10 protein-coding genes, 1 tRNA gene and 2 pseudogenes are annotated in these 13447 nt (G+C 38.9%); 9 read left to right on the plus strand and 4 right to left on the minus strand.

Features of this window, described 5'->3' with window-relative positions; all coding sequences use genetic code 11:
- Positions 1 to 74 precede the first annotated feature (74 nt).
- From AAC851_RS14780 to AAC851_RS14800, 5 genes are all read left to right on the plus strand, one after another.
- Positions 75 to 1034, plus strand: a complete 960-nt coding sequence (locus tag AAC851_RS14780; RefSeq protein WP_005089856.1) for an AAA family ATPase — start codon at positions 75 to 77, stop codon at positions 1032 to 1034.
- 14 nt (positions 1035 to 1048) lie between these two features.
- Entirely contained in the window at positions 1049 to 1966 is a 918-nt protein-coding gene (locus AAC851_RS14785) for a DUF58 domain-containing protein (RefSeq protein WP_340601002.1), read from the plus strand.
- Between the two features lie 4 nt (positions 1967 to 1970).
- Positions 1971 to 3962 carry a transglutaminase family protein gene (locus tag AAC851_RS14790; protein WP_340601003.1) on the plus strand — a complete coding sequence of 664 codons (1992 nt, stop codon included), beginning with the start codon at positions 1971 to 1973 and terminating at the stop codon, positions 3960 to 3962.
- A gap of 35 nt (positions 3963 to 3997) precedes the next feature.
- A tRNA-Val gene (locus tag AAC851_RS14795) sits at positions 3998 to 4074 on the plus strand.
- 206 nt (positions 4075 to 4280) lie between these two features.
- Positions 4281 to 5303, plus strand: a complete 1023-nt coding sequence (locus AAC851_RS14800) for a tyrosine-type recombinase/integrase (RefSeq protein WP_016543150.1) — start codon at positions 4281 to 4283, stop codon at positions 5301 to 5303.
- A gap of 24 nt (positions 5304 to 5327) precedes the next feature.
- Here AAC851_RS14800 and AAC851_RS14805 read toward each other — a convergent pair whose 3' ends face one another.
- Together AAC851_RS14805 and AAC851_RS14810 are read right to left on the minus strand one after the other, a co-directional pair.
- Positions 5328 to 5630: a hypothetical protein gene (locus AAC851_RS14805; RefSeq protein WP_008941996.1), complete on the minus strand. Its 303-nt coding sequence runs from the start codon at positions 5628 to 5630 to the stop codon at positions 5328 to 5330.
- A 253-nt stretch (positions 5631 to 5883) separates the two neighbouring features.
- The gene (locus AAC851_RS14810) at positions 5884 to 6579 is read right to left on the minus strand and encodes a hypothetical protein (protein WP_016543151.1); all 696 of its coding nucleotides are present in this window, start codon (positions 6577 to 6579) and stop codon (positions 5884 to 5886) included.
- A gap of 502 nt (positions 6580 to 7081) precedes the next feature.
- Between AAC851_RS14810 and AAC851_RS14815 the strand changes: the two genes are divergently transcribed.
- Positions 7082 to 8029: a MobA/MobL family protein gene (locus AAC851_RS14815; protein ID WP_016543152.1), complete on the plus strand. Its 948-nt coding sequence runs from the start codon at positions 7082 to 7084 to the stop codon at positions 8027 to 8029.
- Positions 8030 to 8121: 92 nt separating this feature from the next.
- On the opposite strand, the pseudogene AAC851_RS14820 reads toward AAC851_RS14815, so the two are convergent.
- Positions 8122 to 8697, minus strand: a pseudogene (locus AAC851_RS14820) (hypothetical protein); the annotation flags it as partial.
- A gap of 152 nt (positions 8698 to 8849) precedes the next feature.
- Complete coding sequence (locus tag AAC851_RS14825) at positions 8850 to 9458, minus strand: recombinase family protein (RefSeq protein ID WP_004726718.1); 609 nt, start codon at positions 9456 to 9458, stop codon at positions 8850 to 8852.
- 94 nt (positions 9459 to 9552) lie between these two features.
- On the opposite strand from AAC851_RS14825, the gene AAC851_RS14830 reads away from it, so the two are divergent.
- The 3 genes and pseudogenes from AAC851_RS14830 to AAC851_RS14840 all read left to right on the plus strand — a co-directional run bounded on the left by AAC851_RS14830 (position 9553) and on the right by AAC851_RS14840 (position 13225).
- A complete protein-coding gene (locus AAC851_RS14830; protein WP_004726714.1) occupies positions 9553 to 12519 on the plus strand; it encodes a Tn3-like element ISAcsp1 family transposase in 2967 nt (988 codons plus the stop codon).
- 16 nt (positions 12520 to 12535) lie between these two features.
- A pseudogene (locus AAC851_RS14835) lies at positions 12536 to 12754 on the plus strand (ATP-binding protein); the annotation flags it as partial.
- 117 nt (positions 12755 to 12871) lie between these two features.
- The gene (locus AAC851_RS14840; RefSeq protein WP_009516421.1) at positions 12872 to 13225 is read left to right on the plus strand and encodes a recombinase family protein; all 354 of its coding nucleotides are present in this window, start codon (positions 12872 to 12874) and stop codon (positions 13223 to 13225) included.
- Positions 13226 to 13447: the final 222 nt, after the last annotated feature.

Below are 13447 nucleotides of genomic sequence, written 5' to 3' on the forward strand. Positions count from 1 at the left end.
TTGATTTCTTTGAAAAAACTATAAAACAGTGTATGTTGAATCATGCACTGTTTTATTTTTGGGGAGATAGAATAATGTGGGGTCTGGAAAAAGTTTCAGCTCAAGATCATATGCAGCAACATCAAAAAATAAAACAAGATATTCAGGGCTATGGCACTAAAATCGAACGTTTTTTAGTTGAAGTGAATCAACTGATTCTTGATAAGCCACAACAAACCAAATTGGCACTGACTTGCTTATTGGCAGGTGGTCATGTGCTATTTGAAGATTTACCGGGATTGGGGAAGACCACATTGGCGAGTGCTTTAGCACGGCTAGCGGGTCTGCATTTTCAACGTATTCAATTTACCAATGACATGTTAGCCAGTGATGTGATTGGTATTAATATTTTTAATCAAAAAGAACACGTTTTTGAGTTTAAAAAAGGACCTGTTTTTACCCAGATATTGTTGGGTGATGAAATCAATCGTTGTAGTCCCAAAACGCAAAGTGCGCTGTTGGAAGCAATGGAAGAGGGCGCAGTCACGGTTGATGGTATCAATTACGAATTGCCACAACCTTTTTGGGTCTTGGCCACTCAAAATCCACTGTTTCAAAGTGGGACTTATGCTTTGCCTGAATCGCAATTGGATCGTTTCCTGATGCGTTTATCTTTGGGCTATCCATCTCGTCAGGCTGAAAAATTGTTATTACAGCAAAGTTCAAGACAATTGCTGATTCATCAATTAGATGCGGTTTTTGATCAAACCGATATTTTGCAGTTACGTGAACTTGCGCAGCAGGTTTATCTTAGTGAAGCTGTTTTAACTTATATTTTAGATCTTGCTGCTGAAACAAGAAAACAACCGCATGGACTGTCTACGCGTGGCGTACTGGCTTTGAAAGCTGCATCACAAGCATATGCATTAGTAGAGGGGCGTAGTTTTGTGAGTACAGACGATGTGCAGGCTGTATTTGTTGCTGTGGTAACGCATCGTTTAGGGGTGTCAGAAGCAGAAGTGGAAAGGATTTTGCAATCGGTTAATGTGTTGTAGTCGAGAATGAACACATGCAGAACAGATTAAAGCGCAGACTACAACAGTGGGTATCAAAGCGATTTCAGTTGGAACAAAGTAAAACCTTCTTGCAAAAGGATGTTTTGGTATTTATTCATACTCATGGTCTGCTATATATCGTTCTTATTCTGATTACCTTTATTGCAGGCATTAACTATGCAAATAACCTGATTTTGGGTCTTTGTTTTTTAATGAGTGCAATTTTATGCATTAGTTTTTATCTCACTTTTAAACAATTATATGGTCTACATGTTGAGCTAATAACGGCAGAGGTGGGGCAAGTCGGTCAGGTTTTAACATTGAAATTAAACTTTAAACAGCCAACAAAGACGAATCGATATTTACAAATCCAATGGCAACAACAGCAACAGCTCTTTTATTTAAATCAGACTCAGCAGAGTATTGAGCTGGCATTTTTTCCACAACAGCGCGGAATTTATCAGTTTGATGCAATTAAAATTTATTCTACCTACCCCTTAGGGTTGGTGCGTGCATGGACTTATTTGAATTTGCAGGAAAAGGTTTGGATTGCGCCCAAAGCTTATGAATGGCAAAAAGAACATAAAAATCAGCCGAGTGCTGCGCATGATCGTTTAGATGAGTTTCGTGAGCTAAGAGCATTTCAGCATGGGGATTCTTACCAAAATGTTGCATGGAAACAGGTGGCTAGAGGACAAGGTTTTTTTATTAAAATGTTTGAGGCACAGGCAACACAACAGTATTTAGAAATTGATTATCAGCATATTCCTGCGCAGAGCCACGAAGAGAAGCTGAGCTTTATGATGGGCTTGATCGAACAATGTGAGCAATATGGTGATGATTATGCCGTGATTTTGCCGCATGTACGTTTGGATAGAGGTCAGGGGAATACGCAATTGATCCAAGCAAAACGCTTGTTGGCACAGGCGTAATGACATGATGACAAAGCAAAATTATTTTTCTGTTTTGACCGCATTGATTTGTATCTTGATTGGACAACTGGCTTTTATTCCTGTCACATTGAGTGGTTTTTGGGGAATTGTATGGCTATTAATGTTGTGGCGTTATCACAAGCAGGATTTAACACCGATATCTAAACTTATCCTCCTTGGGTTTATTGCCATCTCATTTGGTCTAATTTATTTCCATTATAAAAGCTTGCTGGGGGTGGAACCTGGCGTTGCTCTATTAAGTACGTGTTTATTTGCCAAAAGTTTGGAAGCGAAAACAACACGTGATTTATTGATTGTATTTAATTTTGCTTTATTTGTAGCTGCAAGCTTGCTGTTACATAGCCAAGCATTTTGGATGGCTTTGATTGTCCTCGTAACATTTGTCATATGTTTGATGGGGTTATATCGTATTCAAACGGGTTTGTTTAACCAAAATAGATTATCTTCGAATCAGTTAAAGCAAGATGCTAAACAAATTTTTAAATTCATTGGCATTGCCACACCATTTTTTATTTTGTTATTCATTTTCTTTCCTCGACTTCCGCCACTTTGGGCGATTCCGATTCAAAATGACCAAGCGATAACAGGTATCAGTGATCGTATGTCACCTGGGGATATTGCACGTTTATCGCAGTCTACGGCGTTGGCTTTTCGAATTGTTGCAGATATGCAGCAGTTTCCAACACGACAAGAATTGTATTGGCGTGCTTTGGTTCTGGATGAATATGATGGTGTAACTTGGACCAGTAGTTATGTGAATCAACAGATAAGAGGGATACCTAACAGTTCACGCCGTGTGGAATATCAATATTTACCCGCAGACGAGCAAAGTAACTGGATTATGGGTTTGGAATATTCTATTCCGCAAGAAAGATATTTACAGCTCTATCACGATGATAGTATTCGCCCAATTAAATTGATCAAACGTAACCAACCTATACAAATGCAATGGTTAGGTCGCACAAATGCAGAGCGTCGCGTTTTATCAGCCCAACAATTTGAGTTAAATACTCGATTTAATGAGGATTTGGATAAAAAGGCACAAGAGTTAGCAAATGAATTGTTTGAGCAGAGTCAGCGTCATCCTGAACGATACGTTCGAGCAGTATTGACGTGGTATAGGCAAAATGGCTTTGTTTATACTTTAACCCCCGGTACATTGAGCGGAAATCGCATCGACCAATTCTTATTTTCTAGTCGAACAGGTTTCTGTGAGCATTATGCATCGAGTTTCGTCATGTTGATGCGTTATGTGGGTATTCCTGCGCGAGTCGTCACTGGCTACCAAGGTGGACAACGTGCTCTTGATGGAAAAAGTTGGGAAGTTCGTCAGCTAGATGCACATGCATGGAGTGAGGTGTATCTGGATGGACGGTGGCAACGGGTAGACCCAACGGCAATCATCGCACCAGAACGCTTCGACACCAGTATGCAAGATTATTTAACTCAGGATCAGCGGATCTGGGGAGATCAGCAGACCAAAGCTTGGCAGATGCAACAATTTAAATTTTTGAAGAATGTCCGTATTTGGAGCGATTATCTGGGTTATCAATGGCAGAGTAAAGTTGTCGGCTATGATGTTGATAAACAGAAAAACTGGTTATCTAAAATAGGATTAGATACGACTTATGGCTACGTTGTCATGTTGATTTTTGGCGTAGCAGGAATATTATTACTCTATATATTTTTCTCATTATGGCAACGAAATCAACAGCAAGCACCATACCACCGAATGATTTTAAAATTTCAAAAAACTGTTCCCAAGCATATGCAGAAAATGCCCGCTGAGACATTTCAAGTTTGGATGCAGCGTTTATCGGATGATTTTGAAAATCATGAGGCTTTTGAACAAGTGGTTGTGTTGTATCAGAAAATCGTATTTTTGGAGCAGGGCAATGCTAAAGAACTTGCTCAATTTAAGAAGTTGCTTAAAGACTGTGCGATTGCAATCAAACAGACTCAAAAAAACTTGTGATCAGTCTGAAAAATGCATATCATGCTTTTCATTCTAGGTGTATAGCTCAGTTGGTTAGAGCGCTACGTTGACATCGTAGAGGTCAGCAGTTCGAGTCTGCTTATACCTACCAAAATTTTATACTTAATTATCAAGTAGTTAAGTCGCTAAAATTAAGGTAATTTAAGAGTTTTTAATGCTAAATTGGTCAGCTTGATGGTTTAAAATCGTCAAAATCTGCGTCAAAAACACCTTATTATTTCCGTTTTAGCACCAAAACGCCCCCAAGTTTACACTTGGGTTTTGTGTTTGGTGCTGCTACGACACCAAGGTGGATTTATGCAAAAACCAGTGAAGCGCGGCAATGCTTGGCGTATTCAAGTACGCTATAAAAATCTTAGAGACAGTGTCACACGTGATACTGCACGAGAGTGTGAACAATGGGCTGCTATTCGTTTACTTGAAATGAAAGCTGAGTATGATCCTAAAAAAACTCAGATGCAAAAACCATATTTTTCATTCTTTGTCCTTTGTCAGAAATATTATGATGAAGTTGGATATAAGAAAAGAGGTAAATCCTTTATAAAGCAACAAATAAAAAGAGAAACATTTAAAAATTATTTTGGTGAACTTGCTGAAAAGTCAATTTATGAAATTAAACCTATTGACGTAAAAAAATGGCGAGATAAACGTTTAGAGAAAGTCGCACCTGGGACAGTACATCGACAAATGTGTTTATACACATCAGTTTTTAATTACGCCAAAAATGAACTTTTCTTGATTGAAGACAATCCATTCGCACAGGTCACTAAGCCAACTAAGCCTCCCGCCCGTAATCGACTAATAAGTCATAGTGAAATTGAAATCATACTTAAGGCGCTTAATTATAAAATTGGAACAAGGCCACAAACACCAAGACAGTATGTTGCATGGACTTTTCTTTTTGCGATTGAAACTGCTATGAGAAAAGGGGAGATTCTAGGGATTACGTGTAACAATATCTATCCTGACTACATACATTTGCCAATCACAAAAAATGGTGATGCTCGTGATGTTCCCTTATCTAAAGAAGCCCGTGATCTTCTAAACCTTATCCCTTACATGGATAGAGTAAAATTAATTCCACATAATTCAAATTCATTTAGATTAATTTGGCAAAGAGCAATTGGGAAAACAGAATTGCATAATGTAGTTCATTTTCATGATACACGGCATGAAGCTATTACTCGATTTGTGAATAAACGCAAATTACCTGTGGAAATCTTGGCTAAAGTTACAGGACATAGGGATATTAAAACTCTGATTAATACATATTATAATCCGACCGCTTCAGACATTGCTAAAATGATGAACGCATCTTAAATAAAATAGGGAGCAATTGCTCCCTTATTTCTTTCGATGTGCGCCACGTCTACTGGTGACATTAAAATTCTCTAAAATTGGTATGACTTCTTTCGGATCGTAAAGATGTTTAGTATCAGTACCTCTGTTAAAAATTCTCAATTTTTCAATAAGTGCTTTGCGCGAGATACTAAATCTTTCTTGTAACCACGCTGCATCTACACGGTTGGGTAGTTGCTCTGTTTTAAGTTCAATGACTTTCCCGACTTTTGGAATAGTATCATTTAGGAAAACTTGTGGAGGTTCATCAGATTCAATCACCATGACATATTTGTTTATAATTCCCATATTATTTCCAATTAAAAAAATAGATTTAAAAATAATTGCAGAGGGTCAGCAATACAATTACTTATAAAATATAATTTAACAAATTAATTAAAAAAAAGATGAGATATGTTTAAAAAATCAAAAAAAAGACTTATTTTTTTTATTATATCAGTAAATAATCTTTTGTTCGTTGTTGGTAATAACAACGTCGACTGCTTAGCTCATCTAAAATAAATGAGTTAACGTATACTGCTTTATCTTTTAATTTTATTGTTTATTTTTTAAAAGGATTTTTAGGATCAGATAAAATCGCGTTTTTCTTGTCGTTAAAGCTTCTACCTTGCTCTGAAAATTTAAATTCTTTGATTTCTGATTCTAAAAACAGCTCTTTTCTAAAATAATTTTTTATTTGATAAAGCTCTATCATTTTAAGTGTATTCTCAAGATAATTCATTTCAATATTTTGTGATTTAAAAAATGATATAAGCACACTTCCAAGAAAAAATTTCTCATGATTCTCTTGCTTTCGATCTTTTATCTTTTGTTTTACTTGTCTATAAGAACTATGAAATGAATTTTTGATTTCATCATGTGCTTTTTGTTTTATTAAATCAGGAACTCTTCGATTGTAGTTTTTTAGCATCCTTAAGGCTATTTTTAATCTTTCATCAGTCTGAGAGAAAGGGTCTTCATATCCACTAAAATCAACAATGTCTTTTTCAATATCAGAGCGATCACTTTTTTTGATTGAGCAGATAGTGTCCATTACTTCTTCTAATCTATTTAATTCTAAAACTTTATGATATTTATTCCTCAAATTTTTAATGTCTTCTTCTGTAAATTGATTTGCAGTTTTTGATCGAATCAATTGTAGTATTAACTCATCTGAATGAGTGCGTCTTGCTATCTGTTTTAAGTGCTTTTCAACACTTAAAATCATTTCATCTACTGTTAATCTAGTTCTAGCCATTTTTAAACCATCTGCATTTAAGAAAATGTTGGTATATCACAGAGTCTAAAAAAAAATCGTCATAAGTTGAGGTTTTCAAAAAAAACTACTCTTCTGTTAGTTTTAACTGTTAATTTATGGCTGTTAATGGTGGGGCAGATAAAAAATCTTTTTTGCGAATGCAAAAAAGATTTTTTATATCTCGTTTCCGTGTCTTTTAAATTTCGCTTCGCTCGCTTTAAAAGACACTTCTCCTCGTGCTGCGCAGCACTTTTAGTTTTAAGCAATTGATTATTATATAATTTATGCGTTACTCATGTTTTAGATTTACTGTTTCTACATACAAACAAAACACACAACTAAGTTATTGTTTTTATTATACAAATTGAAATTATGGGAGTGGTATTGCTCATGCGTTTTAATTGAAAAATATTTTTTTTCATTTTTCTTCACGAAACGAATCATGAATTTTTAAAATTTTGTAGGATCCGATATCCCAGTTAAATTAATATCGGAAGTAAAAATGTATTATTTTCATTTAAGTCACAACGTTAAAGGTGATAGTCAAATAAAATTGAGTGATGGTGATTCAAAGTGTCGACTCTCAAAAAGTGCATATCACTATATTACGCGTACTTTATATTTTTCAAAGCATAAAAGTGACATTGAAGAGCTTGAATATTGTGCATCCTATAATATGCCGATTTGGTCTGAAAATAATCCTGAAAAGTTTTGGTATGCAGCTGATCAATATACAAGTGAGACTAGACGAACCTCATCACATATTACAATCGCTTTGCCAAAAGAACTGGATAAAAATCGCCGTATAGAGTTGTCTGAAAGATTAATGTATGAATTTTGTGGTCAATATAAAATGCCATCAACAATCGCAATTCATAATCATGTGGCTGCGCTCGATGGGCAGTCAGAACAGCCACATTTACATTTATTATTTTCAGAAAAAAGTATGTTGGATAATATTCAACGTTCCCCCGAGCAGTTCTTTAAGCAATATCGTCAAAAAAATCCTGAAAAAGGAGGTGCATTAAAAATCACGGCTGATGTGCTTGGATTCGGTCGTAATATATTATTTCATTACCGAACACAAACTGAAAAAATAATAAATGAATTTTTAGAAAAATATGCGCCCACAAAAATTATAGAAATTCATGGTATGGAAATCGAAGTGAGCAGTGCAGTATCGTGCTTATCTAATGAAGATTATAATAAAAAACATGGAACCAATTTAAAAGATGTCCCACAAATTCCGAGGTCGTTACTCTATAGCACTGATCCTGAAGATCAAGATAAGGTAGCAGAATATAGAAAGAACATTTGGCAAATACGTCAAAACAACTTATGCGAACGCTATAAAAATGAGTATGAATTAGCCTTAGTTAGAAAACGTGAACAGGAAAACCAGAATAGACCACAACTTGTTCAATCTAAAAAATTTGATTTTGACTTCTAATATGTATTAGTTCAGCCTTTAATTAAATCAGTTGATCTGTCTATATACTTTCTATGGACGGATCAACTGAATTGGTCTTAGTGCAATTTGACCTATTTCTTAAAATAGTTTTCCATCTGTAATTGTTCAAGCGTATGCCATTGATAACGCTCATGTCCTGCAAAATTTTGTTTGATATATACAATATGTTGAAGAATTCGCTTCTGATACTTTAACAGTTGTTGAATACGCTGATCATCATAATCAATATCTACCCGTTGTTGCCGCAGTGCTTGATAAAAGCAGCGGTAGTCCATATCCATATTTTTTAATATTTCCTTGGATGCCGCAGGGTGGAGTGGTTGGCTTAATCCAACTATTGAATAAGATTCACGCGTGACAAAGTCGGGGCTTATAAGGGATTCCTTTGCCACTTTTAATGTTGGTTCAAATCTATTTGATCTAACCTTGATATTTTGAAATGCCTGTTGAATCGAATTAATTAGTGCACTCGGTTGAATAGTATGTGCTGGTGCTGGCTTCTGCAAGCTGGGTGCAGCGACTGGAGCAAAAATGGGTGATTTCACTTTAGCCTGATGATCTTGTTGACTGTCGACTTTGATGAATTGTTTGAGTTTCTTATAGTTAATCGTATAGAAATTGGTTTGCAGCCTGTGATTGGACAATAAAAACTTAAACTGGACATTAAAGTCCTAAACTTTAACAATATAGTTGTAAACTAGGAGAGTTTTAAAAATGTCAAATTTTACATTTGAACCTGAAATTTTTGTGGTCAAAGGACATGGTTGGGGTCGTCTCAGGAAACGGAAAATATAGCACGCTAAGGATTTTCACTCCGACTTCTTTTAACGATATCCAACACGGTATTTTTGCTTAGATTGACCAGCCGACCGACTTGTCGATAAGAGTGTCCAGCAGACACCAACTCCAACACTTTAGGTGCCAGACGATCTGACTTGGTACGTTGACCAGGACGACGACCAAACACAACGCCCCGCGCTTGTGCCGCTGCTACACCAGAGCGCACACGTTCACGTAGTAAATCTCCCTCAAACTCTGCTAATGCAGACATCACAGAAGCCATGAGCTTTCCCTGAGATGTGGAAAGGTCAAACTGCAAACCTGTTTGTGCCACCAGAGATACCCCGAAATGCCCAAGATCTTGTAATGACTGTACGAGATCCACGGTGCTTCTGCCCCAGCGTGTCAATTCCGTCACCAAGATGGCATCGATTTCACGAGATTGCGCCATGGTCATCAAGTATTTTCTTTGCAATCTCTCATCCTTACTGCCTGATGCAGTTTCTTTCCAAACACCGACAACATCGTAGCCGCAACGATTGGCGTAGGCACGTAGGTCATATTCCTGTCGTTCGCAGGACTGATCGTTCGTTGATACTCGGCAATAAATGGCCGCATTCTGTCCCAATTGAACCTCCTTGCGAAATTGCAGCGCAAAGCTAAGCGTGGCGGTACAAAATAATGTACCTTTAATAGTTTAGTTTATTTGGGACTAATGAGCCATGCCGCGCCATTCTATTTTGTCGTCCACGGAATTGGGAAGCCTGTTCGAAATTCCAGATGATAGAGCTTTTATGCTTCAGCATTACACTCTGAGTGATTCTGATAAATCCATAGTCCATCAACATCGAGGGGCATCCAACAAGCTAGGCTTTGCAATTCAACTTTGCTACATGCGTTACCCTGGAGTGATATTGGGTATTAACGACGAACCATTCAAACCCTTACTTTTCATGATGGCTGCTCAACTTAGTATATCAGTGGACTGCTGGAATGATTATGGTCAGCGCGAGCAAACAAGACGAGAACATATTGCCGAATTGAAAAAAGTTTTTGGGTTCAAACTATTCACCTTGAGTGACTATCGGCAATCGGTCAATATGATGGTGGATTTGTCCCTTCAGACAGATAAAGGTCTTATTTTAGCCACAACTCTCGTTGAAAATTTACGACAAAAATCAGTCCTTTTGCCAGCTATAAATGCAATTGATAGTATTTGCGCAGAAGCAATCACATCTGCCAACCGCATAATTTATACTGCTTTGACGAGCTCACTTTCAGAAACTCATCGTCAAAATATAGATGCTTTGCTGAACCGTAAAGAGGGCAGCAAACTGACAATATTGGGGTGGCTTAGACAGTCACCAGCTAAACCAAACTCAAAGTACATGCTTGAGCACATTGAGCGGCTGAAGTGCTTACAAGCCATCGATCTACCTGAAGACATTGGAAAACACGTTCATCAAAATCGCTTACTGAAAATTGCTCGCGAAGGTGGGCAAATGACTCCTGCTGATTTGGCCAGATTTGAATCTCAACGTCGATATGCCACTTTGGTAGCAATCGTTGTGGAGAGTATGGCCACGATCACCGACGAAATTATTGACCTGCATGATCGCATTATTGGAAAGCTATTTGCTATCGCAAAAAATAAACACCAGCAACAATTTCAATCATCAGGTAAAGCGATCAACGACAAAGTGCGTTTGTATGGGCTTATCGGGAAAGCCTTGCTAGATGCCAAGCAAAATGGCAGTGATCCGTTTGCCGCCATCGAAACTGTTATTTCATGGGATGCTTTTGCAGCAAGTATTACTGAGGCAGAAAAACTGGCGCAACCCGAAGACTTTGATTTTTTACCACGAATTGGCGAGAGCTATGCAACTTTACGCCGTTACGCGCCAGAACTTCTTGCCATACTTAAATTGCGTGCTGCCCCAGCAGCAAAAGATATGCTTGCCGCTGTAGAGTTGCTCCGCAGCATGAATGTTGATAATACACGAAAAATCCCCTCTAATGCTCCAATAGCGTTTATCAAAAAACGGTGGGCAAGACTAGTCTTTACCGATGATGGTATTGATCGCCGCTATTACGAAATATGTGTGTTATCTGAACTTAAAAACTCGCTACGGGCTGGGGATCTCTGGGTACAAGGCTCTCGCCAATTCAAAGACTTCGATGAGTATTTAGTGACTGCTGATAAATTTAATCAGCTAAAACAGTCCAATGAGTTACCTCTAACCATTACTACTGATTGTGATCTATATTTGCAAAGTCGCCTTTCACTATTGGAGCAGAAATTAGCAATCATTAATCGCATGGCAGCGACCAACGATTTGCCTGATGCGATGATCAATCAATCTGGTCTAAAAATAACACCTCTCGATGCCGTGGCTCCTGATACAGCCCAAACTTTAATTGACCAAACAGCAATGCTGTTACCACATATCAAGATCACCGAATTATTAATGGAGGTCGATGAATGGACAGGCTTTACTCGACACTTCACTCATTTGAAAACGGATGACACTGCGAAGGATAAAGCGTTATTGCTCACGACCATACTGGCTGATGCAATTAATTTAGGGCTGACGAAAATGGCCGAATCATGTCCTGGTACAACTTATGCCAAACTCTCATGGCTACAGGCTTGGCATATCCGTGATGAAACTTATTCAACGGCATTGGCCGAATTGGTGAATGCTCAATTGAAACAACCTTTCGCTGAAAACTGGGGAGATGGCACTACCTCCTCATCAGATGGCCAACGCTTCCGCGCAGGTGGCAGAGCTGAAAGTACAGGACATATCAATCCAAAATATGGCGCAGAGCCTGGAAGGTTATTTTATACACACATTTCTGATCAATACGCACCATTTAGCAGTAAGCTGATCAATGTGGGCGTTCGTGATTCAACCTATGTTCTTGATGGGCTGCTGTATCACGAGTCTGATTTACGCATCGAGGAACACTACACCGATACGGCTGGATTCACCGACCATGTTTTTGCACTCATGCACATGCTAGGGTTTCGATTTGCACCACGAATTCGTGATCTGGGCGATACGAAACTCTATATTCCAAAGTCAGACATAGACTATGCCGCACTTAAACCCATGATTGGCGGCACACTGAATATCAAACAGATTCGTACTCATTGGGACGATATTTTGCGTCTGGCCGCATCAATCAAGCAAGGGACTGTCACAGCGTCGCTAATGCTACGTAAACTCGGTAGTTATCCACGACAGAATGGTTTGGCATTGGCATTACGAGAGCTGGGGCGTATTGAGCGCACACTGTTTATCTTGGATTGGTTGCAAAGCGTAGAACTACGCCGTCGGGTTCAAGCTGGATTAAATAAAGGTGAAGCCCGTAATGCATTAGCGCGCGCCGTTTTCTTTTATCGATTGGGTGAGATTCGAGATCGAAGCTTTGAGCAACAGCGTTATCGAGCCAGTGGCTTGAATCTAGTGACCGCCGCCATTGTATTGTGGAACACGGTTTATTTAGAGAGAGCGACTAACGCCCTACGAGGGCATGGTCGCACAGTCGATGATACCTTGCTGCAATATCTGTCACCGCTGGGGTGGGAGCACATCAATTTAACTGGGGATTATCTATGGCGAAGCAAAGCCAAGATAGGTGGTGGAAAATTTAGGCCATTGCGCGCAATTGAAAAACCTTAGCGTGCTATATTTTCCGTTTCCTGAGACGACCCCTATCATTACGACGAACTTGAGCTTCTCGGAATGGAGCAATGTATTTGGTGATGCTAAGTTGACGACTGCACTGCTGGATCGACTGACTCATCATTGCCATATCATCGAAACGGGTAATGAATCCTATCGTTTTAAGCAAAGCACGGAGGAAGCCAAGCAGCGTATAAAGAAACGAGAAGCAGAGAAAGGAGAGTTATTTTAACCGTCGATCAGTGAAGAAAAAGCAACAGCAATTGATCGATTTATCCACAGCAGTGTAGTACGCTACATTGCTTAAATGCCTGGTCAATATTCAACGAGCATCGCTGGTCAATATTAAGTGAGCGTCAACAATCTTGGGCATTTCGGGGTATCTCTGGTGGCACAAACAGGTTTGCAGTTTGACCTTTCCACATCTCAGGGAAAGCTCATGGCTTCTGTGATGTCTGCATTAGCAGAGTTTGAGGGAGATTTACTACGTGAACGTGTGCGCTCTGGTGTAGCAGCGGCACAAGCGCGTGGCGTTGTGTTTGGTCGTCGTCCTGGTCAACGTACCAAGTCAGATCGTCTGGCACCTAAAGTGTTGGAGTTGGTGTCTGCTGGACACTCTTATCGACAAGTCGGTCGGCTGGTCAATCTAAGCAAAAATACCGTGTTGGATATCGTTAAAAGAAGTCGGAGTGAAAATCCTTAGCGTGCTATATTTTCCGTTTCCTGAGACGACCCCTAACTGAAGACATTGACGGTGGATGGGCTGCAATGGGAATTAAAACCTCTACAGAGTTCACAGCGGGTTGCAAGCGTTGGGTTGAGTTGAGGTTATCGGATTGGAAGTGGAGGGCTGCCATATGATTGCCATCTCTGACATAGCGTTTTAAGGTATTTTTCTAGGGCGTATTGATGTTTCAACGTATTA

It is taken from the genome of Acinetobacter sp. HZNU-JH01, assembly GCF_037996845.1.
GTDB classification, from domain to species: Bacteria; Pseudomonadota; Gammaproteobacteria; order Pseudomonadales; family Moraxellaceae; genus Acinetobacter; species Acinetobacter haemolyticus.

Excerpts from the sequence above, each read along its gene's own strand:
- AAC851_RS14780 (WP_005089856.1), top strand. The coding sequence starts at position 75 with ATGTGGGGTCTGGAAAAAGTTTCAGCTCAAGATCATATGCAGCAACAT.
- AAC851_RS14785 (WP_340601002.1), top strand. The coding sequence starts at position 1,049 with ATGCAGAACAGATTAAAGCGCAGACTACAACAGTGGGTATCAAAGCGA.
- AAC851_RS14790 (WP_340601003.1), top strand. The coding sequence starts at position 1,971 with ATGATGACAAAGCAAAATTATTTTTCTGTTTTGACCGCATTGATTTGT.
- AAC851_RS14800 (WP_016543150.1), top strand. The coding sequence starts at position 4,281 with ATGCAAAAACCAGTGAAGCGCGGCAATGCTTGGCGTATTCAAGTACGC.
- AAC851_RS14805 (WP_008941996.1), bottom strand. The coding sequence starts at position 5,630 with ATGGGAATTATAAACAAATATGTCATGGTGATTGAATCTGATGAACCT.
- AAC851_RS14810 (WP_016543151.1), bottom strand. The coding sequence starts at position 6,579 with ATGGCTAGAACTAGATTAACAGTAGATGAAATGATTTTAAGTGTTGAA.
- AAC851_RS14815 (WP_016543152.1), top strand. The coding sequence starts at position 7,082 with ATGTATTATTTTCATTTAAGTCACAACGTTAAAGGTGATAGTCAAATA.
- AAC851_RS14830 (WP_004726714.1), top strand. The coding sequence starts at position 9,553 with ATGCCGCGCCATTCTATTTTGTCGTCCACGGAATTGGGAAGCCTGTTC.